Annotated in this window: 21 protein-coding genes; 7 read left to right on the forward strand and 14 right to left on the reverse strand. The window is 61.2% G+C overall.

The window, feature by feature from the left end:
• Window positions 1-187 precede the first annotated feature (187 nt).
• Window positions 188-577 (forward strand): preQ(1) synthase, encoded by a 390-nt coding sequence (gene queF, locus O9K64_RS08230; protein WP_275097596.1) that lies wholly within the window; start codon window positions 188-190, stop codon window positions 575-577.
• 120 nt (window positions 578-697) lie between these two features.
• Here the strand turns inward: queF and rdgC are convergent, their stop codons facing one another.
• From rdgC to O9K64_RS08250, 4 genes are all read right to left on the reverse strand, one after another.
• Complete coding sequence (gene rdgC / locus O9K64_RS08235; protein WP_275097597.1) at window positions 698-1609, reverse strand: recombination-associated protein RdgC; 912 nt, start codon at window positions 1607-1609, stop codon at window positions 698-700.
• Between the two features lie 86 nt (window positions 1610-1695).
• On the reverse strand, window positions 1696-2781 hold the full coding sequence (gene amrS / locus O9K64_RS08240) for an AmmeMemoRadiSam system radical SAM enzyme (RefSeq protein ID WP_275097598.1): 1086 nt from the start codon (window positions 2779-2781) through the stop codon (window positions 1696-1698).
• A gap of 74 nt (window positions 2782-2855) precedes the next feature.
• Window positions 2856-4307 (reverse strand): PAS domain-containing sensor histidine kinase, encoded by a 1452-nt coding sequence (locus tag O9K64_RS08245; protein WP_275097599.1) that lies wholly within the window; start codon window positions 4305-4307, stop codon window positions 2856-2858.
• Window positions 4308-4374: 67 nt separating this feature from the next.
• Window positions 4375-4989, reverse strand: a complete 615-nt coding sequence (locus O9K64_RS08250) for a response regulator transcription factor (RefSeq protein WP_335342255.1) — start codon at window positions 4987-4989, stop codon at window positions 4375-4377.
• A 489-nt stretch (window positions 4990-5478) separates the two neighbouring features.
• Here O9K64_RS08250 and O9K64_RS08255 point away from each other — a divergent pair, with 489 nt between their 5' ends.
• The 4 genes from O9K64_RS08255 (at window position 5479) to amrA (ending at window position 7689) form a co-directional block, all read left to right on the forward strand.
• A complete protein-coding gene (locus tag O9K64_RS08255) occupies window positions 5479-5877 on the forward strand; it encodes a PilZ domain-containing protein (RefSeq protein ID WP_275097601.1) in 399 nt (132 codons plus the stop codon).
• Window positions 5878-5882: 5 nt separating this feature from the next.
• Window positions 5883-6020 (forward strand): hypothetical protein, encoded by a 138-nt coding sequence (locus O9K64_RS08260; protein ID WP_275097602.1) that lies wholly within the window; start codon window positions 5883-5885, stop codon window positions 6018-6020.
• A gap of 312 nt (window positions 6021-6332) precedes the next feature.
• Complete coding sequence (amrB, locus tag O9K64_RS08265; RefSeq protein WP_275097603.1) at window positions 6333-7121, forward strand: AmmeMemoRadiSam system protein B; 789 nt, start codon at window positions 6333-6335, stop codon at window positions 7119-7121.
• Complete coding sequence (gene amrA / locus O9K64_RS08270) at window positions 7108-7689, forward strand: AmmeMemoRadiSam system protein A (protein ID WP_275097604.1); 582 nt, start codon at window positions 7108-7110, stop codon at window positions 7687-7689. Before amrB ends, amrA begins: the two co-directional genes overlap by 14 nt.
• Before the next feature lie 137 nt (window positions 7690-7826).
• On the opposite strand, the gene O9K64_RS08275 is transcribed toward amrA, so the two are convergent.
• On the reverse strand, window positions 7827-8747 hold the full coding sequence (locus O9K64_RS08275) for a pentapeptide repeat-containing protein (protein ID WP_275097605.1): 921 nt from the start codon (window positions 8745-8747) through the stop codon (window positions 7827-7829).
• Window positions 8748-9065: 318 nt separating this feature from the next.
• Between O9K64_RS08275 and O9K64_RS08280 the strand changes: the two genes are divergently transcribed.
• Together O9K64_RS08280 and O9K64_RS08285 are read left to right on the forward strand one after the other, a co-directional pair.
• The gene (locus tag O9K64_RS08280) at window positions 9066-10376 is read left to right on the forward strand and encodes a flagellar hook-length control protein FliK (RefSeq protein WP_275097606.1); all 1311 of its coding nucleotides are present in this window, start codon (window positions 9066-9068) and stop codon (window positions 10374-10376) included.
• Window positions 10373-10663 (forward strand): EscU/YscU/HrcU family type III secretion system export apparatus switch protein, encoded by a 291-nt coding sequence (locus O9K64_RS08285; RefSeq protein WP_275097607.1) that lies wholly within the window; start codon window positions 10373-10375, stop codon window positions 10661-10663. Before O9K64_RS08280 ends, O9K64_RS08285 begins: the two co-directional genes overlap by 4 nt.
• A gap of 13 nt (window positions 10664-10676) precedes the next feature.
• On the opposite strand, the gene fliJ is transcribed toward O9K64_RS08285, so the two are convergent.
• From fliJ to O9K64_RS08330, 9 genes are all read right to left on the reverse strand, one after another.
• On the reverse strand, window positions 10677-11108 hold the full coding sequence (gene fliJ / locus O9K64_RS08290) for a flagellar export protein FliJ (RefSeq protein WP_275097608.1): 432 nt from the start codon (window positions 11106-11108) through the stop codon (window positions 10677-10679).
• Window positions 11109-11180: 72 nt separating this feature from the next.
• Window positions 11181-12527 carry a flagellar protein export ATPase FliI gene (fliI, locus tag O9K64_RS08295; protein ID WP_275097609.1) on the reverse strand — a complete coding sequence of 449 codons (1347 nt, stop codon included), beginning with the start codon at window positions 12525-12527 and terminating at the stop codon, window positions 11181-11183.
• A complete protein-coding gene (locus tag O9K64_RS08300; protein WP_275097610.1) occupies window positions 12524-13222 on the reverse strand; it encodes a flagellar assembly protein FliH in 699 nt (232 codons plus the stop codon). The genes fliI and O9K64_RS08300 overlap by 4 nt, the downstream gene beginning before the upstream one ends.
• The gene (gene fliG / locus O9K64_RS08305) at window positions 13203-14213 is read right to left on the reverse strand and encodes a flagellar motor switch protein FliG (protein ID WP_275097611.1); all 1011 of its coding nucleotides are present in this window, start codon (window positions 14211-14213) and stop codon (window positions 13203-13205) included. The genes O9K64_RS08300 and fliG overlap by 20 nt, the downstream gene beginning before the upstream one ends.
• Entirely contained in the window at window positions 14200-15825 is a 1626-nt protein-coding gene (fliF, locus tag O9K64_RS08310; protein WP_275097612.1) for a flagellar basal-body MS-ring/collar protein FliF, read from the reverse strand. The genes fliG and fliF overlap by 14 nt, the downstream gene beginning before the upstream one ends.
• A 93-nt stretch (window positions 15826-15918) precedes the next feature.
• Window positions 15919-16236, reverse strand: coding sequence for a flagellar hook-basal body complex protein FliE (fliE, locus tag O9K64_RS08315; protein ID WP_275097613.1), 318 nt, complete (start codon window positions 16234-16236; stop codon window positions 15919-15921).
• 60 nt (window positions 16237-16296) lie between these two features.
• Window positions 16297-17640, reverse strand: coding sequence for a sigma-54-dependent transcriptional regulator (locus O9K64_RS08320; protein WP_275097614.1), 1344 nt, complete (start codon window positions 17638-17640; stop codon window positions 16297-16299).
• A complete protein-coding gene (locus tag O9K64_RS08325; protein WP_275097615.1) occupies window positions 17637-18863 on the reverse strand; it encodes a sensor histidine kinase in 1227 nt (408 codons plus the stop codon). Before O9K64_RS08325 ends, O9K64_RS08320 begins: the two co-directional genes overlap by 4 nt.
• 125 nt (window positions 18864-18988) lie before the next feature.
• Window positions 18989-20437 carry a sigma-54 interaction domain-containing protein gene (locus O9K64_RS08330; protein WP_420493163.1) on the reverse strand — a complete coding sequence of 483 codons (1449 nt, stop codon included), beginning with the start codon at window positions 20435-20437 and terminating at the stop codon, window positions 18989-18991.
• Window positions 20438-20561: the final 124 nt, after the last annotated feature.

A 20561-nucleotide genomic window follows, 5' to 3' on the forward strand; every position in this document is an offset into this window, starting at 1 on the left:
GGCCCCGGACACAAGCGAACCGGGTCAGGTTGTTTTACTTTAAATAGTGTATTTATCTTATTGATTATTAACTATAATTACTTGTAATAGTTAATATTTTTCCGGTCGGCGCGGGCGCTCGCTTCAGACCGGCCCGCAACTCCCGTATAATCGCCGAATTTCTTCCACAGATCGAGTACATTCGCACATGCCAAGCCAACCCAGCAAGACCCTGGAAACCTTCGACAATCCGCAGCCGGAGAGGGACTACACCATCCGCATCGAGGTACCGGAGTTCACCTGTCTCTGCCCCAAGACCGGGCAACCCGATTTTGCCGAGCTCACCATCGAGTACATCGCCGACAAGCTCTGCGTCGAGCTGAAGGCACTGAAGCTGTATGCCTGGTCATTCCGCGATGAGGGGGCGTTTCACGAGGCGGTGACCAACCGGATCCTGAATGATCTGGTGGCGGCCACCCAGCCCCGCTTCATGCGCCTGACCGCCGACTTCAATGTGCGTGGCGGTATCTATACCACGGTGGTCGCCGAACACCGGGCGGAAAACTGGCAGCCGCCGGTGCCGGTCACCCTGCCCTGAGCTAATTTCCGAGCTTTTTCCCAAGGCCGCGGTTCACGGCGGACACGGTCCGCCCTAGGGTCATCATGATCCTATAGGGCGGAGCGTGTCCGCCAAGACCACCCCACAGAGGCCGACGGCTCAGGTCTCCTCGGCCAGCCCGCCGCAGGTCTCCACCAGCCGGGCGATGAAGCGCCGCAGCTCCAGGCTCATCAGGGCAAAATCCACATCGAAGCGGGTGGCCGCATCTTCGGCCTCGGCCGAGGCCGCCTCCTCCAGGATCAGATCGAGGAATTTCAGGCGCTTTATCGACAGGTCATCGGACAGCACAAATCCCAGCCGCTCGCCCCACTCCAGGGCCAGTTTGACCACCTGCTTGCCGGCCTCCAGGTGGGTACGCAGCTCATCGCCCTCCAGATCCTGCTGCTTGCAGCGGATGATTCCCCCCGCTTCGACCGTATCCCGCAGCTCGCACTCATCCTGAATCAGGAACTCCGCCGATGACTCAGCGCCGTTCAGCCAGGCGGTCATCACCGACGCCGGTGCCTGGGCCACATCCAACGGCTTGGCCGGCAAGGTACCCAGCGTCTCACGCAACAGGCTGACCAGCTCCTCCGCCCGCTTGGCACTGGAGGCATCCACCACCAGCCAGTTCGCTTCGGTGTCGATATAGGCGTAGTGGCGGGATGATTTGACAAAGGCGCGCGGCAACAGCTCGAAAATCAATTCATCCTTGAGCTCTTCGCGCTCCTTGCGCCGGACCTTGCGCGCCTCCGCCTCTTCGAGCGCGGCAATCTTCTCGTCCAGCAGTTCGCGGACCACGGAGGCGGGAAGCAGCCGCTCTTCGCGCCGCGCACAGATCATGACGCAGCCGTTTGCCGCGTGGGTCAGCAACTCCGCACCCCGGCCGAGTGGCGGCTGCCAGCCGAAGGAAGAGAGTTCGAGGCTGCCACAATCCCTTGCCGCGCGTTCGGTCAGCTGTTCATGCAATGCTTCGGGGGTCTGTTCGAAAGGGGTGAGGAGCTTGAATATCTGGAGGTTCTTGAACCACATGCCGGTATAGTTTCCTGCAAAAAGCCGGCATTATCCCGGAACCGCGCTTACCTATCCAGCGTCAATCTTGTGATCTGCAGCCCTAATCACCAACCGCCCATGCGCACCGGCACCCGTTTCGCGCCCCAGCTTCCGGGGGTCTCCTCAAATACCCCGGGACAGGCGGTGCCGCAGTACGCACAGTGACCATCCGCCGTGAGGTGCCACTCGCCCAGTTCGTACCAGTCACGCTCGATCAGCAGCTTGCCGCAACCGGTGCAGTAGGTGCTGCCGCCGCCGGCGTCATGCACATTGCCGGTGTAGGCGTAGTGCACCCCATTGCTCAGGGCGATCTCCCGGGCACGCGTCAGGGTCTCCGGCGGGGTGGGCGGATGATCCAGCATCTTCCAGTCGGGATGGAAGGCGGAGAAGTGCATCGGCACGTCCGGGCCGAGATTCTCCACCACCCAGCGGGTCATCTGGTTCAGCTCTTCGTCGCTGTCGTTTTCCCCAGGAATCAGCAGGTTGGTCAGCTCGAACCAGACCCGGGTCTGCTCCTTCAGGTAAACCAGGGTGTCCAGTACCGGCTGCAGGTGAGCGCCGGTCAACTTGTGGTAGAACTTATCGCTGAAGGATTTCAGATCGACATTGGCGGCGTCCATGTACTTATAAAACTCCACCCGCGGTTCCGGCGAGATATAGCCTGCCGTCACCGCGACTGCCTTGATTCCCAGTTCATGACAGGCGATCGCGGTATCCACGGCATACTCCATGAAGATCACCGGATCGTTATAGGTAAAGGCGACACTGCGGCAGCCCAACCGACTGGCCCTGGCGGCGATATCCGCCGGCATGGCGGCATCGGCCAGGGTGTCCATTTCGCGGGATTTGCTCATGTCCCAGTTCTGGCAGAACCGGCAGCTCAGGTTGCAGCCCGCCGTGCCGAATGACAGGACCGGGGTGCCCGGCAGATAGTGGTTCAGCGGCTTCTTCTCGATCGGATCGATACAGAAACCGCTGGAACGCCCATAGGTGGTGAGGACGATCTTGCCGTCATGACAGGCGCGCACGAAACAGAGCCCCTGCTGCCCCTCCTTGATTTTGCACTCGCGCGGACAGAGATCGCATTGCACCCGGGTCTCATCGACCCGATGCCAGTACTTGGTGGGATAATCGGTGACCGTCGCCGGCATCTTCAACCTCCGCGATCTGAACCGCCCAGTGGATGCAGACCCTATATCAAAATCCTAGACCAATGGGGCATGGATCACCAGCTCTCCGCGACCGGCACCGCGCAACGTACCAGGGTCCCCCCGCCCGCGGCCGGGGTAATACTGAGCCGGGCGCCGATGCTATTCGCCCGATATCGCATGATACGCAACCCCAGGCATTTCCCGGGGTTCTGCTCCGGTCCGATGCCGATCCCGTTGTCCCGCACACTCAACATCAGGCCGTCGGGACCACCCTCCAGACTGACCTCGACCCGTTGCGGCAGCCCGTGCCTGACGGCGTTGTGCAGCGCCTCCTGGGCGATGCGGTAGAGCTGCATCGCCACGGTGCTGTTCTCGACCCGTACCGGGCCGGCATGTCGGCAGTGGCACGCTACTCCACTGCTGAGGCGGACCCGGTCGGTGAGCTTGACCAGCGCATCCACCAGCCCCTCGGGATCAAACTCGACCGGGATCAGATCACGGGCGATGGCACGGCTCTCCTCCAGTGCGGCCTGCAGATGTCCCCCGAGCTCCTTCAGATCCCCCGCCAGCTCCTTCAGGCCACCGGCGTCCAGCCGGTGCTGAATACTGCGCGCCAGCATGGAGAGTGCGGTCAGCTGCTGGCCGAGACCGTCGTGGATCTCGCGCCCGATGCGCTCCTGCTCGGCGGTGCTCGCTTCGATAATCCTCCGCTCCAACGATTTGCGTTCGCTGATATCACGGACGAAGGCAAAAAGCAGACCGCCCCCCCCCGGCGAGTAGGAGACGTTGATCTCCACTGGCCAGACCTTGCCATCCCGGGTGCGTTGGCGGGTTTCGAACAGATGACAGCCCTGGCACACCACCGTCTCGATATGTTTTTTTATCTCCTCCTGCGACTCCCGGGCAGCCAGGTCGGCAACCTCCATGCTGAGCAGCTCCTCCCGGCTGTAGCCCGAACGACGCACATAGGCATCATTGACGGCCAGAAGGCGGCCCTCCCTGTCCAGCATCCAGAAACCGTCCTCGGCGGTCTCGATCACCGCGCGGTAGCGGGCCTCCTGTTCGGCGAGCGCTTGCTCGCCCTGCTTGCGCGCCTGGATATCCTCCATGACCGCGATGAAGCAGGTCACTTTACCCCGCGCATCGCGGACCCCGGTGAGCGAAGTCTGCGCCCAGAAGGTCCGGCCGTCCTTGCAGCGGAAACGATTTTCCATGCTGAAGCTGTCGATCCGGCCCTTGCGCACCCGATCTATCCAGCGCAGCCCCTGTGTCACGTCCTCGGAATGGGTCCACTCGGTGAAGTGGCGGCCGCACAGCTCTGCCTCGCTATAACCGAGCATCCGTTGCAGCGCCCGGTTCACATGGGTGGGTCTGCCATCCGGGGACACCCGGCAGATGCCGACCGGTGCCTGCTCGAACAGGGCACGGAATCCCCCCTCGCTCTCGCACAGGCGTCGATTCTCCGCTTCCAGTGCGGCAATCCGCTGCCACGGGTCCGTCATGGAGGGAGGGGGCCGGTCAATCATGGCCGATCATCGGATGGGACCGGCGCGGGGATTTGATATGAGCACCCGGATTGCCGCACATAACCGGTCAGTTGCGTTCCAGCGACCACTGGGTGGCGTAGCGTGATAATTCGGTGGCGGAGAGGAGTTTCAGCTTTTTCTTGATCTTTTCCCGGTGACTCTCCACGGTCTTGACACTGAGGTGCAGTTGCTCCGCGATCCGTGAGGTGCCGATGCCTTGGCCGATCAAGCTGAACACCTCCAGTTCACGGTCGGTGAGTGCCTCCACGGAACCCAGCTGAACGCCCCCCTCCGCCTGCAGTACGCGCTGGGTCATGGCATCGCTCAGGTAGATCTCCCCGCGCAGCACCTGGTGCACGGCCTCCACCACATGGTCGGTTGCCTCCTGTTTGTTGATGTAACCACGGGCGCCCGCTTTCAGTGCGCGTTCGGCGAACAGGGATTCGTCATGCATGGAACAGACCAGCAGACGCACGTCCGGCAGGCGCATGTGCAGATGTTTGACCAGTTCCAGGCCACTGCCCTCGGCCAGGGAGAGGTCGACGATCACCACGTCCGGGTGCTGGTCGGTCGCCAGGCGCATCGCCTCGGTGAAACCGGACGCCTCGCCACAGACCGCCAGGTCTGGTTCATCGCCGATCAGCGCCCGAAAGCCGGCGCGCACCAGTGGGTGGTCATCCACGATGAGAATCCGCGTCTGCCCTGTAGGTGGTATCAAGTCGTTTTTTGCCATTGCCAGGATTGCCCGCCTTAGAGTCCGGTTGTGCGTAATTACCCTTTAATCCCTTAGGGCTCGCGCAAGAATAATTCCGTAGTACCGAGGGCGTCACTGGGCCACTCCGGCAAGGCACGCTTTGCAGGCAATGGCTGCTCCCTTGCCAAAAAGCGTAACACCGCAGGCGGGGTCCAGTGGCGACCGAATACCGGAACTAATTTTTGCGCGAGCCCTTAGTCCAAGTCCTATTCTAGAGCCAGCCGATAAGCAGAAATACAGATATACATCAATAAATGTACGGTTAAGACAATCCCCTGATCCCTGAATGGGGGATTCCCCTATCGGGCGGGGCGGTTCTATTTGCCAGAATAGGCTAACGCATTGGTTGTAAGGCTATTGCCGAAAAGGGTCTGGGGAACCCTCAAAATGGAATCGCAATCTTGGAGACCCTGCAGCATGGAACATCGCTATTGCCCGAGAATCAAGGAATCCCTCGCCGTCAGCCTTTGGCATGGCGGAGAGTGGTGGGGAACCTACACCACGGAAAATATCAGTCTTGACGGCCTGTTTCTGCAAATCAGTCCGATGGACAAGCACGAGATCATCAGGCTGCGACGCAACCCGCTGGTGAAGATATGCGTGGAGTGCCTCGGCACCAGACACTGTATGTCGGCATTCGTGGTACACCGCTCGGGACAGGGCCTTGGACTGATGCTGGCCCCGCCAGATAGTGAATACACCAATACGGTCCTGAAGCTGCTGAACCAGCAGTTGCAGTCGCCGACGCAGAACGTCGTACGCCATGGCAATCGGGAGGATCCCCCTCCACCCTCGATCAGCGGCAGTATCTGGTAAAGGCGATGACCGTTACGCCGAACCCGGTTCGGCCGTACGCTGAAAGACCCGACAGACAGCGTGTCCTGCTGGTGGATGACGACATCCACAGGCTGGACAGCCTGGCGCTGCTGCTGCGCGACGAGGGCTACACAGTCGAATAGACAACCGATGGACGAACCTGCCTGGAACGACCGAAGCGTGCGGATATCGATCTGTGGAATCTCAACCTCGCCATGCCACGGAAAAGCGCAAGCTGCCTCGGCTGCATGAAGAGCCACTTGGCGGTAAGCGAAAAACGTGCGGAATACCGCGAGCAAGCGACCGTATCGATGGACAACACTGCGGTTCGCTGAGCTCAGCGCATCCCGGAAGTCTGTCGGGGGCCGCCTGTAGCCGGGCCATCTGACTGCTATATTTGAAAGAGCAAACCATCGGCCGTTTTTCCTTGCCGACAAGGACCAGGACCCGCACGCATGAACAGGATCAAATCACCCGCCGTGGCCGGCCTCTTCTACCCGGCAGAGGCCGTCGAACTTCATCGACAGATCGTGCAATACCTCGCCGCGGCCATCAGCGGGACCGAGCCCGTGCCCAAGGCGCTGATCGCCCCCCATGCCGGCTATATCTACTCTGGTCCGGTTGCCGGCAGCGCCTATGCCAGGCTGAAACTGGCCGCCTCGCGGATCACCCGGGTGATACTCCTGGCACCGTCACACCGGGTCGCTTTCGCGGGTATAGCCTACAGCTCGGCCAGCCATTTCCAGACCCCGTTGGGGCTGATTCCGGTCGACCGTGGCGCCCTGGATGAACTGAGCGGGCTGGCGTCGCTGCAGCTGAATGATCCGGCCTTCGAGGAAGAGCACAGTATCGAGGTCCATCTGCCGTTCCTGCAGGAGACACTGGAGCGGTTCAGCATCGTCCCCCTGCTGGTAGGCGATGCCACCGCCGAGCAGGTGGCGGAGATCATCGAACGGCTCTGGGGTGGCGACGAGAGCCTGATCGTCATCAGCTCGGACCTCAGCCACTACCTGGATTATGACAGTGCGGCGGCAATGGACCGCGAGACCTCCCAGGCCATTGAGGCGCTGCGACCGGAAGCCCTCAACTATCACAGCGCCTGCGGCAGAACCCCGGTGAGCGGCCTGCTGCTGGCGGCGAAAAAACATGGCCTGAAGGCCCGCACGATCGACCTGCGCAATTCGGGAGACACCGCCGGTTCCCGGGATCGGGTAGTCGGATACGGGGCCTATGTCTTCTCCTGATACCGACCCCCCCCCACTCTGCGATAAAGACAGGAAAACGCTCCTGTCGCTTGCCGAACAATCCATCCGCTACGGATTGCAGCATCATCACCCGCTGCCGGTGGACAGCGCCGCCTACCCACCCCCGCTGCAGGAGCCGCGTGCCTCCTTCGTCACCCTGCTGTTGCAGGGACAGCTGCGCGGCTGCATCGGCCACCTGGAGGCGACCCAGGCGACCGTTCTGGATGTGGTGGCCAACGCCTACTCGGCGGCGTTTGAGGACCCGCGGTTTGCTGCACTCTGCGCCGCCGAACTGCCCCAACTGGAGATCCATATTTCCCTGTTGACGCCGGCATACCCGCTGACCGTCGCCTCCGAGGAGGAGCTGGTCGGCATGCTGCACCCCGGGGAAGACGGCCTCATCCTGGAGGAGGATCTGCATCGCGGCACCTTTCTCCCGTCCGTATGGAAACAGCTGCCGGAGCCACGGGAATTCGTCAGACAACTGAAGCTCAAGGCCGGCCTGCCGGCCGGTTACTGGTCGGAAAAAATGCGCGTCTCGCGCTATACCACCGAATCCTTTCCCTGATGCCCTGCGCCGGCAGTAGCCATGGTGCGGAGTGGTACAGGAATGTACCGTTTACGGACCTGAGGATGGCATGCGCTGTCGCTTATCCACCCTACGTCTGTTGCCTCTTCGCGATTGAAGTCGCCGCGTGGCGGAGGTTATTTTCCGACCCGGCAGGCGCCGACCGATCCCGGCAGGCACTGCGCGCCGTCGATCCAGATGGCGTTATCCAGGCGCACCTGCTGCAGTTTCGCGCCGCCGAGATTGGCACCCGTGAGATCGGCAAAACTGAGATCCGCCTCGCTCAGGTCCGCATAGGAGAGATCGGCGTTTCTCAGGGAGGCCCCCTTCATCAGGGCACGCTTCAGTTCCGCATAGCTCAGGTCGGACCCGGACAGATCGACATATTGCATGTCACTGTCATTCAGTTTACTGCCCGACAGTCCGGCCTGACGAAGCAGGCTATTGTTCAGCAGCGCGCGATCCAGCTCGGCGGCACCCAGCTGTACACCTTCCAGTTTACAGTTACGCCAGTTGACCCCGGGGGCCGGTTGGGCGCTGCAGTCCGGATCAGGGATCGGCTCAGGCGCCCCCAGATAGAGCCCAAAACCAACCGCCAGCACCACCAGGACACCGACCACTCCCATGGCGGTCACGGGCAACGGCTTTTTACGCCGCCGCTCAAGCAGATCGGTCTTGGCCTGGCGATGGTGCTGCATGATTTCCAGTTCAGCCTGGCGACGCTCGCCCTTTCTGCGCTTTTTGAATTCCGCATCATCGCCGCTGACTCTGCGCTCACGGCCATTGCGCTCATCCTCGCGCAGACGCGATGCGATCAGCAGATCCGTTTCACCATTCGCCAGCGCCTTCCTGATTTCCGGGGGGATAACCTCCGGTACCTGGGAGACGGGACGCCACTGTTTCCGGTCGTTGCTTACCTGATCCTCCAGGGTGACCCGCCCGAGCAGGACGAAACGCCGCACGCCACCACAGGGGTAGGGCCCCTTGATCTGGCCATTACGGCGGATATACCAGAGGTTCCGCTTTTGCGATTCGATCTCTTTATCTGTCTCTGTCATAGGGTCTCTGCACTGCCGATCGCCGATACACGCGGTTCCAGACAAACTACTCAGCCGGTCTGTGAGTGATTGGCCTGCCTTGTTGGCCGATCTTGATGGCGCCTCGAATCCGGCCCTTTTTTCAGATCAAGCCTGCCCTTGTTTGAGCGAAGCGAGTTTGGGCAGGCGCTGAAAAAGGGGCCGGATTCGAGGATACAAGCCATCGTGTGAGGCCGGCAAGACAGGCCAATCACCCCGTGAGTAGTTACCCGTGTTCAATCTATCGACCAGCCGGTCGATAAACTAAAATACCATCAGGCCTTTATACCGAACATTACCATGCAAATCACGGACCCAATCTCCAATCCCCGGCTTTTTATCGAGCAGACCAAGGCCGATGCGCTCCAGCAGCTGCAGCCCGGGCAAGTGGTGCGTGCGGTGGTGGAGGCGCCGGTGGACAAAGGCGTCGCCCAGCTCAATATCGGCGGCGTGAAATTGCCGGTCAAAACCGGCCTGCGACTGGAGGTCGGCCAGCAGCTGGTCCTGGCTGTGGTGAAGAGCGGCCGTGCGCCGGAATTGCGGGTGGTCAGGGAAACCACCCCTGCCATTACCCGCACCCTGGCGCTGAAAGACATCCTCCCCAGACAGCTGCCGCTGATCCAGCTCCTTGATTCGCTGAAGTCCCTGGCATCATTGCCGCAGACATCGGTGAACGGCGCTGGTCCGGAAACTGGCCCGGCACCGGCCGCTGCCAAGGAGCAGCCGCTGGCCAGCCTGATCCGGCAACTGTCACAACAGATGACGACGGACAAGCCGGCGGGATCCACGCCCCTTGAACGCAACCTGCAACTCCTGGTCGATGCCTTGCGGGGGCAACCCGGACAAGCCGTGCGGGGAAACAACGATAGCAGCACAGGCGTGCTGGCAAGGCAGATAAACCGGCTGATCAACCAGTTGCTGCCCGGCGGCACGCCGGTCAGCGGAGCGGCCATCCGCCAATCGCTGACAGAGTCCGGCCTGTTCCTGGAGGCCCATCTGCTCAACCGGCAATCGACAGGCAATGACTTCAAGGAGCATCTGCTGCGGCTACTGCAGGCACTGCAACCGTTGCAGGCGGCCCCCACCGGTGACCCCGCCGGCAAGGCGGCCGATCCCGGCACCACCCTGCAGCTCCTGGCGGCACGGCTGTTCGCCGAGCTGCAGCACCAGGCGGAGGGGGCGCTGGCCCGCGTCCAATTGCATCAGCTCGCCTCGCTGCCCCAGGATGAGAACAGCCACAAACAGCTCTGGCAGTTCGAGCTGCCCATCGCCCACCCCGAGGGACATGACGAATTTCTTATCCAGTTTGAACGGGAGGCCAGACCGGCCGCAGAGGCGGGTGATCGCTGGTCGGTGATGCTCAATTTCAACATCCCCCCCACCGGCCCGGTCCGCGCGCGGCTCAGTCTGATTGCGGACGAGATATCGAGTCACTTCACCGCGGAGGATGTCGAAGGGGCATGCCGGATCGAACAGCTGCTGCCGACACTGTACGAGGCGTTCTCCCGGGCGGGCCTGAAGGTCGGCAAACTCACCGCCGCTCAGGGGGTTGCCGTCAGCCGGCCGGATCAGCCGGTCACCCCGCTGCCGCTGCTGGATGAACGGGCATGAGCGAGACTTACGACCAGCCCCCCGACGTCGCCATCGCCCTGCTCTATGACGGGGAGAATACGCCGCGTATTACGGCCAAGGGAGAGGGAAAGCTGGCGGAACAGATATTTCTTCTGGCTCGGGAGCATGGGATACCGTTGGAAAACGACCCCCAGCTGGCGGCCATTCTTGCGCAGATCCCACTCGGGGACGAGATCCCCGAATCGCTCTATCGGGCGATTGCCGAAGTCATCGCCTTCGCCTATCTGGTCTCCGGGAAGAGGCCGCCGGGATTCCGCGAGGAGTAGCCGGAGAGCATGATCAGCGCGGCCCGCGCTGGTTGCGGTCGTCGCTCTCGTTCTGCTCCTGCTTGTCAACCGCCTTCTGCTCGGCCGAACGAAAACGGTCCATCACCTTGCCCAGGGCCTGGGTACGCACATGTTTCTGCTGCCACTGCTCCTTGCGGTTGACGCATTCGCTTTTGCTTGCCAGCACCACCCTTTCCTGCTCTTTAATGGCGCGATCCAGTTTTTCCAGAAACACCCGGTACTCCTGCATCTGCTTGGCCGACATGCCCTGGCGCGCGGTGGTCTCAAAGCGTTCCAGATACTCGCTGTGATAACGTTTCAGATCGCCCAGCTTCGCTTCCTGGTCGCGCACGCGGCGTTGGGAATCACCCAGTTCGCGCGCCGCCTCGCTCTCCCTGGTCTGGGCGACTCGCTGCACCGGTTGTAATCTTTTCGAGGGGACCATGCTTGTTCTTCTCCAGGCTGTCCGGGCGTGCCGGATCTGTTGTTATTAAGGTCTCACTATTCCGCATGTTTCTCAAGAAAAGAGTGTCATCAACTCGGACAGGCTCTCATCCCGGGAAACCGGTGTGTTCATGTTCTGGCGTAAAAATTGTTCCAGTTCGGGGATGGCGTCGATGGCCGCATCGATCCGCTCATCACTCCCGCGTTCGTAGGCGCCCACATTGATCAGGTCCTGATTCTGGCGATACAGGGAGTAGAGATGCTTGAAGGCACGAGCCGCGTCCTGGTGATCCTTGTCGGTGATGTCGTTCATGGCACGGCTGATCGACGCCTCGATATCGATCGCCGGATAGTGTCCGCTCTCGGCCAGTCGCCGGGAAAGCACGATATGCCCATCCAGGATGGCGCGGGCGGCATCGGCAATCGGATCATTCTGATCGTCGCCCTCGGCCAGCACGGTATAGAAGGCGGTGATGGAACCACCTCCCTTGTCGCCGTTGCCGGCGCGCTCCACCAGTTGCGGCAGCTTGGCGAACACCGACGGGGGGTAGCCCTTGGTGGCCGGTGGTTCGTTGATCGCCAGGGCGATCTCCCGCTGTGCCTGGGCAAAGCGGGTCAGGGAGTCCATCAGCAGCAGCACATGCTTCCCCTGATCGCGAAAATGTTCCGCGATACTGGTGGCCAGCATGGCGCCGTGCATGCGCCTGAGCGGGGTGTTGTCCGCCGGGACGGCCACCACCACGGCGCGGGCCATGCCCGCCTCGCCGAGGATATTTTCGACAAACTCCTTCACCTCGCGGCCGCGTTCGCCAATCAGCCCGACCACGGTGATATCGGCATCGGTGTACTTGGTCATCATCCCCAGCAGCACGCTCTTGCCGACACCGGAACCGGCGAACAGTCCCAGCCGCTGGCCGCGGCCGACGCTCAGCAAGGCGTTGATCGCCCGCACGCCCACATCCAACGGTTTGCGGATCGGCGTCCTGGAGAGCGGGTTGAACACCTTGCCGGTGAGCGGCCGGCGCTCCACCGCATGCAGACGCCCCTTGCCGTCCAGCGGCCGCCCGGCCCCGTCCAGTACACGGCCCAGCAGGTGATCCCCCACCACCGCCTCGCAGACCCGGCCGGTGGGCACCACCCGCGCGTCCTGCTCCAAGCCCCGGATATCCCCTGTGGGCATCAGGTAGAGGCTTTCGCCGGCAAAGCCCACCACCTCGGATTCGATACGTTCACCACTGCTGCTGATGACGTCACACTGGCCGCCGATGGCGGCGCGACAGCCCACCGCTTCCAGGGTCAGGCCGATCATGCGGGTGATCTTGCCCTCGACCACCAGCCCGCGGTCCTCGCCCACCCGCTGATGGCAGCTGCGCAGGCGCTCTTTCCAGATCCGGCTGCGATCGGATTCCGGCAGACTCATCGTTCCCTGCCACCCGACAGCGCCCCGTCCTCATCCCGATCGCCGCCCATGATCCGGGCGATCATGGCGGTGAGCCGTGACTCCAGGGTGGCATCGATCTGTGAGGTTTCGGTGACGACCCGGCAGCCACCCCGGGCCAGCACCGGATCCTCAACAATCTTCCAGCTCTGTTCCCGGTCGCTCATGTCGTAGATCTCCCGCACCAGCCGGGCATCCTCCGGGTGCAGTTGCACCCGGATATTGCGTGACGAAACCGGCAGAATGGAGAGGGATTCCCGGACGATCCCGATGATGTGGCTCGGCTCCAGTTTGATTTCACGCCGCACCAGCTGACGCACCATGGCGATCACCAGCTCGACCAGTTCCCGCTCCACCTGTTCATCGAGCTCCTCAAGCGGGGTCTCCAGGGTCGCCATCAACGACTCGATATTCCGGATCACCTGGCCGATGCGCTGTTGCCCTTTCTCCAGCGCCTCCTTGTGGCCGTAGGCAAAACCCTCTTTTTTACCGAGTTCAAACCCCTCCTGATAGGCATCTTTCTGCAGCTGCTCCAGCTGTTCGGCGGTCAGCATGGAGCCGGAAGAGCGCATCTTGACCACGCTCTTCTCCTCTTTCCGACCCATGTTGGGAGGCAACCAGGTCTGGGCCTCGCCGGCATCGTCTCCGGAAAGTACCTTAGATGAACTCTTCTCCACCGCTACCTCCAAGCATGATTTCTCCGGCATCCGCCAGACGGCGAGCGACAGTCAGGATCTCTTTCTGGGCCGCTTCCACGTCGCTCAGTCGAACCGGAGGCGCCGCCTCCAGATCGTCCCGCAGCATCTCGGCAGCACGTTTCGACATGTTCTTGAATATCTTCTCCTTGAGCCCTTCATCCGCCCCGCGCAGTGCCAGCAGCAGCTGATCGGAGGCGACCTCGCGCAACAGGGTCTGGATACCGCGGTCATCCACATCGATCAGGTTATCGAATACGAACATGTTGTCCTGGATCTCCTGGGCGATTTCCGGATCGGCCCCGGCAACGTGTTCCATGATGTTGCTCTCGATACTGCCTTCGATCAGGTTGAGGATATTGGCCGCGGTCTTGATGCCACCCAGGCTCGATGACTTGACATTGGAGGCGCCGGAAAACTGCTTCTCCAGGATCTCATCCAGCTCCTGCAGCGCGGCGGGCTGGATGCCATCCAGGGTGGCGATACGCATAACGATATCGGGCCTGACCCGCTCGGGAAACTCAGACAGCACCGCGGCCGCCTGATCGGAATCGAGAAACGACAGCACAATGGCGATAATCTGCGGATGTTCAAGCCGGATCAGTTCCGCCACCGAGCGCGGATCCATCCACTTCAGCTGCTCCAGTCCCTTGCTGTTGCGGCCCAGCAGGATGCGGTCGATCACGCCTCCCGCCTTTTCCTTGCCCAGAGCGTTGGTCAGGACATTGCGGATATACTCATCCGAGTCCATACCCAGCGAGGTCTGGCTGCGCAGGGTATCGACGAACGAGTGCATCACCGTTTCCATCTTGCTGGTGCTGACATTGTTCATGTTGGCCATGGCCAACCCCAGCTCCTGAACCTCCTTGGGGCCCATGTGGGAGAGTATCGAGGCGGCATCCTTCTCGCCCAGCGCCAGCATCAGGATGGCTGCCCGCTCCACCCCGGAAATTTTTGTCTCATCTGCCGCCATCTTCCGCCACCCAGCTTCTCACTACCTGCGCAACGCGCTTGGGATCGTCCTGCACCATCTGACGTGCCGACTCCAGGGTATTCTCATATTTCTCCGGCCCCGGCAACCGCATGGTGTCATCCGCGGAATCCAGTGACCCTGCCGTTGCCGCGCCCTCCGCCCCAGCGCCGGCACCTTGCGCCGCGGAGAGCTGATGCATGACCGGAGGCGCGGTCAATTTCTTCAGGGTGGGTCGCAGCACGAAGAAGATGAGGATCAATACCAGTATGACACCACCGGCCTGTTTCGCCACATCCCATACCCAGGCTTCTTCCCAGATAGCCAGTTCCGGCAGCGGCTCGGGCGGCGCCGGCAACATAAAGGCGGAATTGATTACCTCAACACTGTCGCCCCGTTGCGCACTGAAACCGATCGCCTCCTTTACCAGCCGGGTGATCCGGCTGATCTCCTCCGGCGTCCGCTCCAGCCGGGTGATCGCGCCATCATCGGTTACATTCACCAGGTCATCCACCACCACGGCCACCGAGAGACGGCGCAATTTATTACTGGCAAGCCGGGTGTGGCTGATGGTCTTGTCCAGTTCGTAATTCCGGGTTGCCCGCTTGCTGGTATTCAGCGGCGACCCGGCCGCCGCCTCACCCTCCTCGGCCCCCGCCACCTCCGGCGCCGTACCGGCCGCCGGCGGCTGATTGCTCAACGCCCCCGGCACGCCCTGTACCGATGAGAGGCGGCTCGACTGCTCATTCAGCTGCTCACTGCGCAGCGCCGGGAGGTCGGGATTGAATCGTTCGGCGGTCTGTTCGGTGACGGTAAAGTCGACATCGGCACTCACCTGTGCGCGCACTCGGTCGACCCCCAGGATCGGCGCCAGTATCTCCTCCACCCGCCGCTGGAAGTGCCTCTCCAGCTCCCTGGTGTATTCAAACTGACCAGAGGTGAGCATCATCTGGCGTGAGTTCATTTCACCGCTCAACAGATTGCCCTTATGATCCACCACCGTGATCCGATCGGCGTCCAGCTCCGGTACACTGGAGGCCACCAGATGCACAATGGCCGCCACCTGGCCCTTGTCCAGGACCCGGCCGGAGTAAAGCTTGAGTACCACGGAAGCGCTCGGATTGTTCCGTTTGCGCACAAATACGGACTGCTTCGGGGTGGCGAGATGGACCCGCGCCGATTCGATATTGGTCAGGGTGCTGATGGTACGCGCCAGTTCGCCCTCCAATGCCCGATGGAAGCGCGCCGCCTCCAGCGCACGGCTGGTACCGAATCCGGTCTCCTGTTGGAGGATTTCATAGCCCATGCTGTTGCTGTGCGGCAATCCCTGTCCGGCAAGTTTCATCCGCGCCTCCTGCAGATTGCCGCTGGCGACCATCACCGCGCCGGTAGAGTCATTGATCTTGTAGGGGATACCATTCTGTTCGAGCGCGGCCACCACCTCGGTGGCGTCCTTCGGGGCCAGAGAGCCGTAGAGTACGCTGTAGCTTGGCGTCTGCGACCAGAGCACCACCGCGATTCCCAGCGCCACGCTGGCCGCGATACCGATCATTACCCCCAACTGGCGGACAATGGGGTTCTGCCCCAGACCGGCCGTCGGGAATCTTTGCGTCAAGGCATGTTCTTCATTGGCCACGGTTTCTCACCCACGCTCAGCTTTTTATCATTTACATTAATAAAATAACATTATTTATTGTTTTAATTGTATTTAAATTGGCATATTCATCACTTCTTTATAGGCATCGACCAGTTTGTTCCTGACCTGCAGCATGGTTTCGAAAGAGAGACTGGACTTCTGCACGGCCACCATCACCTCCGCCAGATCCACGTCTTGCTCGCCGAGTTCAAAGGCGCGCTTCAACTCGCCGGCGTGCTGCTGGGTTTCGTTTACCTGATTGATCGACTGGCTCAGCAGATCACCGAAACTGGCGCCAACAGACTCCTCCGCTACCCCGGGCGCGGAGGCCGCCTGAGCCGACATGGTACGCATCTGGGCCAGTATGTGATCAATATTTATCGTCGTCATGCTCTCTATCCCGTCAAAACCAAGTCACTGAATCGGATGTATGCAGAAAATGCACCAATATCACCGGGGGATGGCGACACCGGCCTCCCGCAGCCGCGCGATCTTGTAACGCAGCGTGCGCTGACTGATACCCAGGCGCTCGGCGACCTCCTTTCGACTCCCCCGGTCTTCACGCAACGCATCCAGTATCATGCGCTCCTCCACGGAGCGCAGGTCGTCGCTCAGGCAGCCTTTCGCCTCCTGCTCACTGATCTCCCGAACGGGTTGCGCCATGGCGACATCCATATCAAAACAGAGGGCATCGGGCGATATTTCGGCGCCATCACAAAGAATCAGCGCCCGCTGCACTGCGTTATCCAGCTCCCTGACATTACCCGGCCAGTGATGCTCCAGCAGCCGCTGCTCCGCCTCGGGGGAGAGTCGCGGTTCGGCGATCCGCTGCGCCTGGCAGACCCGCCGCAGCAGAAAACGCGCCAGCGGCAGGATATCCCGCGGCCGCTCGCGCAACGGCGCCAGGTGCAGGGGAAACACATTCAGACGATAGAACAGATCTTCCCGGAAGCGGCCGGCGGCGACCTCCTCGCGAAGATTGCGATTGGTGGTCGCCAATATTCTGACATTGAGGGGAATTACCTTGCGTCCGCCGAGGCGCTCGACCTCCCGCTCCTGCAATACCCGCAACAGCTTGGCCTGCAGCGGCAGGCTCATTTCCGAAACCTCATCCAACAGCAGGGTGCCGTCCTGGGCCTGTTCGAATTTACCCGGGGCCGAGTTGTATGCGCCGGTGTAGGCCCCCTTCTCATAACCGAACAGCATCGCCTCCAGCATGTTATCCGGTATGGCGGCGCAGTTGATCGCCACGAAGGGACCTTCACAGCAGAGGGACTGGCGATGAATATAACGGGCAAACACCTCCTTACCGGTGCCGCTCTCACCGCCGATGGAGACTGTCGCGCTGCTTCTGGCCACCCTTCCGGCGAGATTCAGCAGTTCACGGGTGCGGATATCCTCGGCAATCACCTGTTCGCCCGCGGGCGGGATCTGCCCAATACACGCCTTTACTTTTTCCATCAGCAGGGCCGGCTCAAACGGCTTGGCCAGGTAGTCCGTGGCCCCGTTGCGCATCGCGGTGACGGCTTTTTCTATGTTGCCGAAAGCGGTCATCATCAGCACCGGCAGGCTGGGGGAACGGGTCTTGATCCTGGCCAGCAGTTCATGTCCGTCCATGGGCCGCATCTGCACATCGCTGATCACCAGACTGATCCGGTGTAAATCCAGCGCCTTGAGCGCACTTTTCCCGTCGACCGCGGACACGACGCCATAGCCCGACAACTCCAGGGTATCGCACAGCGCATCACGCAGTGTTGCATCATCTTCAACAATTAGAACGGTTGCATCACTCATGCAGGACTCCTTACAGCGGTTTTGCAATGGCGCTCTTCCGTACATTCAGCCGCGGAAACCGGCTCCCCGGAATGAACGGACGACAGCGGCAACAGGATAGAAAAACAGGTGGTTTCGCCAGGGACGCTCTCGACCGTCAGCTTTCCCTGGTGAGCCAGAACAACCGACTTCACAACGGCCAGGCCCAGGCCGGTGCCATCGGATCGGGTGGTAAAGAAGGGATCAAATATATGAGACAGGTTTGCCGCCGGTATTCCGGCACCGTTATCGGTAAACCGTAGCCGCAGGTTCTCCGCCTCGGGTTCGGCATGAATCTTCAGTTTTATGGCGCCTTCCTGCTGCAGGGCATTCAATGCGATATTCAGCAGGGCGCCGGACAAGGCCGCGGAATTGCCGTTGATCCAGGCATCCGCGACGGCCTGATAACGGCAGTCAAGGACGGCCCCATGCTCCCGACAGAGCGGCTCCAGGTTCAAGACCAGCTCCCCCATCAGCTCGGCCACCGAGAGCGGAGCCAGCTCAAACGCCCCTCCCCGGGCGAATCCGAGCATATCGTTCACCTGACTCTCCATGTGATGCAGCCGCTCGATGCTGCGCGTGGAGAAGCGCTCGCGCTGCCGCGGGGTCAGGTCGTCACGCGACAGGTGTGCGGTGTAGAGCAGCACCGAACTCAGCGGCGTGCGGATCTGATGGGCCAGTTGCGCCGCCATCTCACCCATGACGCTGAGGCGTTTGCGGCGGGCCATCCGCTCCTGCAGTTGGCGTGTTTCGGTAACATCCAGCAGCAGCAGGATGCGGCCACGTTCGGGCGCCAGGGGACGTTGCGTGACCGAAACCAGGCGCCCCGATGAAAGCCACTGCTCATGCCCCCGCTGGCCCGGCTTGAAATGGCGCTGGCGGATCCGCCGCCAGGCAGTGTCGAGGGCGATGCCCGGCAAGAGTTCGCTCGCCGCCGGATTGATCTGGGTGACCCGCCCTTCACCGTCCAGCACCACGACGGCAGCCGGCAGAGTTTCCAACAGATGGGCGAGTCGGTTGGCCAGGGACTCTTTCTCCGCCAGTTGCAGCAGGCGCTCACTGCGGGCTTCCGAGAGTTCTCTGGTGAGTCGTGCTACCTGGTGCTGCAACTGGTGGTATGAGTCAACCAGTTGACCCGACACCTGGTTAAAAACCTGGAAGGCATCTTCGAGCTGTTCACGTTGTGCAGTGTTCTGAGGTGCCATCGGCATGTTCCGTATTTTGACGCTTGCGGGGGCAAAACAGGCCCTCCGCAATTAGTTAACAAAATACATGCCAATTTTATTTATGCTTTGCAATCAATGAGTTGTTTTTTATTTGGAGGGTGACGTCAAATACCCGTCGTTTCATGGGTGCGCTGAAGGCCGAATTTGCGCAACTTCTCGACCAGGGTGGTTCGGCGCATATTGAGCCGCTTGGCCGCATGGGCGACCACGCCATCAGACTCATCCAGTGCCTGGCGGATCAGATTCAGCTCCAGATTACTGAGGTGGTTCTTCAGGTCTATCCCTTCAAGCGGCAAGCGCGGCACACTCTCGACCACACCGGGTTCCGTTCCCAACGTCGTGATCTCGGGAAGCTCGCCCATGGATTCAGCCGTCGCCATCCCCACCCGGAACTTCTCCGGCAGTTCCTTGACGTCGACAACCCCGTAGGGGTAGAGAATGGCCAGTCGCTCGATCAGATTTGCCAGCTCCCGCACATTCCCCGGCCACTTGAACTGGGTCAACGCCATCACCGCCGCCGGCGTCAGGCGCACCGATCCGCGCTTCTCCTTCTCGATCCGCGCCACCAGATCGTTGACCAGTACCGGGATGTCGTCCCGCCGTTCCCGTAGCGGAGGCATTTCGATGGGGAACACATTGAGCCGATAGTAGAGGTCCTCGCGGAACCGGTTCTCCTTGATCGCCTCGTCCAGGTTGCGGTGCGTGGCGGCGATGATCCTGACGTTGCAGTGGACGGTTTTGTTGCTGCCGACACGCTCGAATGAACGCTCTTGCAATACCCGCAGCAACTTGACCTGCATCGGCATGCTCATATCGCCGATCTCATCCAGGAACAAGGTACCGCCGTCGGCCATCTCAAAACGGCCCTGCCGGGCATTGATGGCACCGGTGAAGGCGCCCTTTTCATGGCCGAACAGTTCGCTTTCCAGGAGATCGGCCGGTATGGCGCCGCAATTTACCGGGACGAAAGGCTTACCGCGGCGCGAGGAGTTGTAGTGGAGTTTCCTGGCCACCACCTCTTTTCCCGTGCCGGACTCACCCAGCACCAGGACCGTGGCCTCGGTATCGGCCACCTGTTCGATCATTTTATTGATCTGCCGGGTGGCCCGGCTGTTACCGGAGAGGCTGCGAAACAGTTCCAATGGCCGCTGGCCGCTGGTGCGGGTCCGACAGCTCTCCTGAAACAGCTGTGCCTTATACAGCAAGCCGATCAACTCTTCATACTGGGTGGGAATGGTGAGCGCGCCGAGACAGGGAGATTCCGCCGGGGCACCGGGGGTGGCCTCGTCTTTACTGAGAAGCTGCAGCAGCGCTATGTCGCCGGCGTCCGCCTTGATCACATCGATCAACTGCCGTTTCTCTTCATCGGAGAAATCGGGACCGAGCAGTACGGAGATGCACTTATCCTTGTCCCGGTCGGCAAGCCGCTGTTTCAGCGAGGCCACATCACCGAGCATCTCCAGCTCATAATCAATAAAATGGAATATGACCCGAAGGTAATCGAGTCGCTCCTGATTACGATCCAGCAGTAGCACGCAACCGTTGTGCAACATTTCCAAGGCCTCTAACAGTTTACTTCCCATTACCCAAATCCCCAGGAGTCTGTCGGACTTAACGCTGATCTACTGCGGAAAAGCCGGATTTGGCCATATTTTCCGATCTTTCTCGTTTAATAGG

It is taken from the genome of Sedimenticola hydrogenitrophicus (genome assembly GCF_029017505.1).
In the GTDB taxonomy this organism is placed as follows: domain Bacteria; phylum Pseudomonadota; class Gammaproteobacteria; order Chromatiales; family Chromatiaceae; genus Sedimenticola; species Sedimenticola hydrogenitrophicus_A.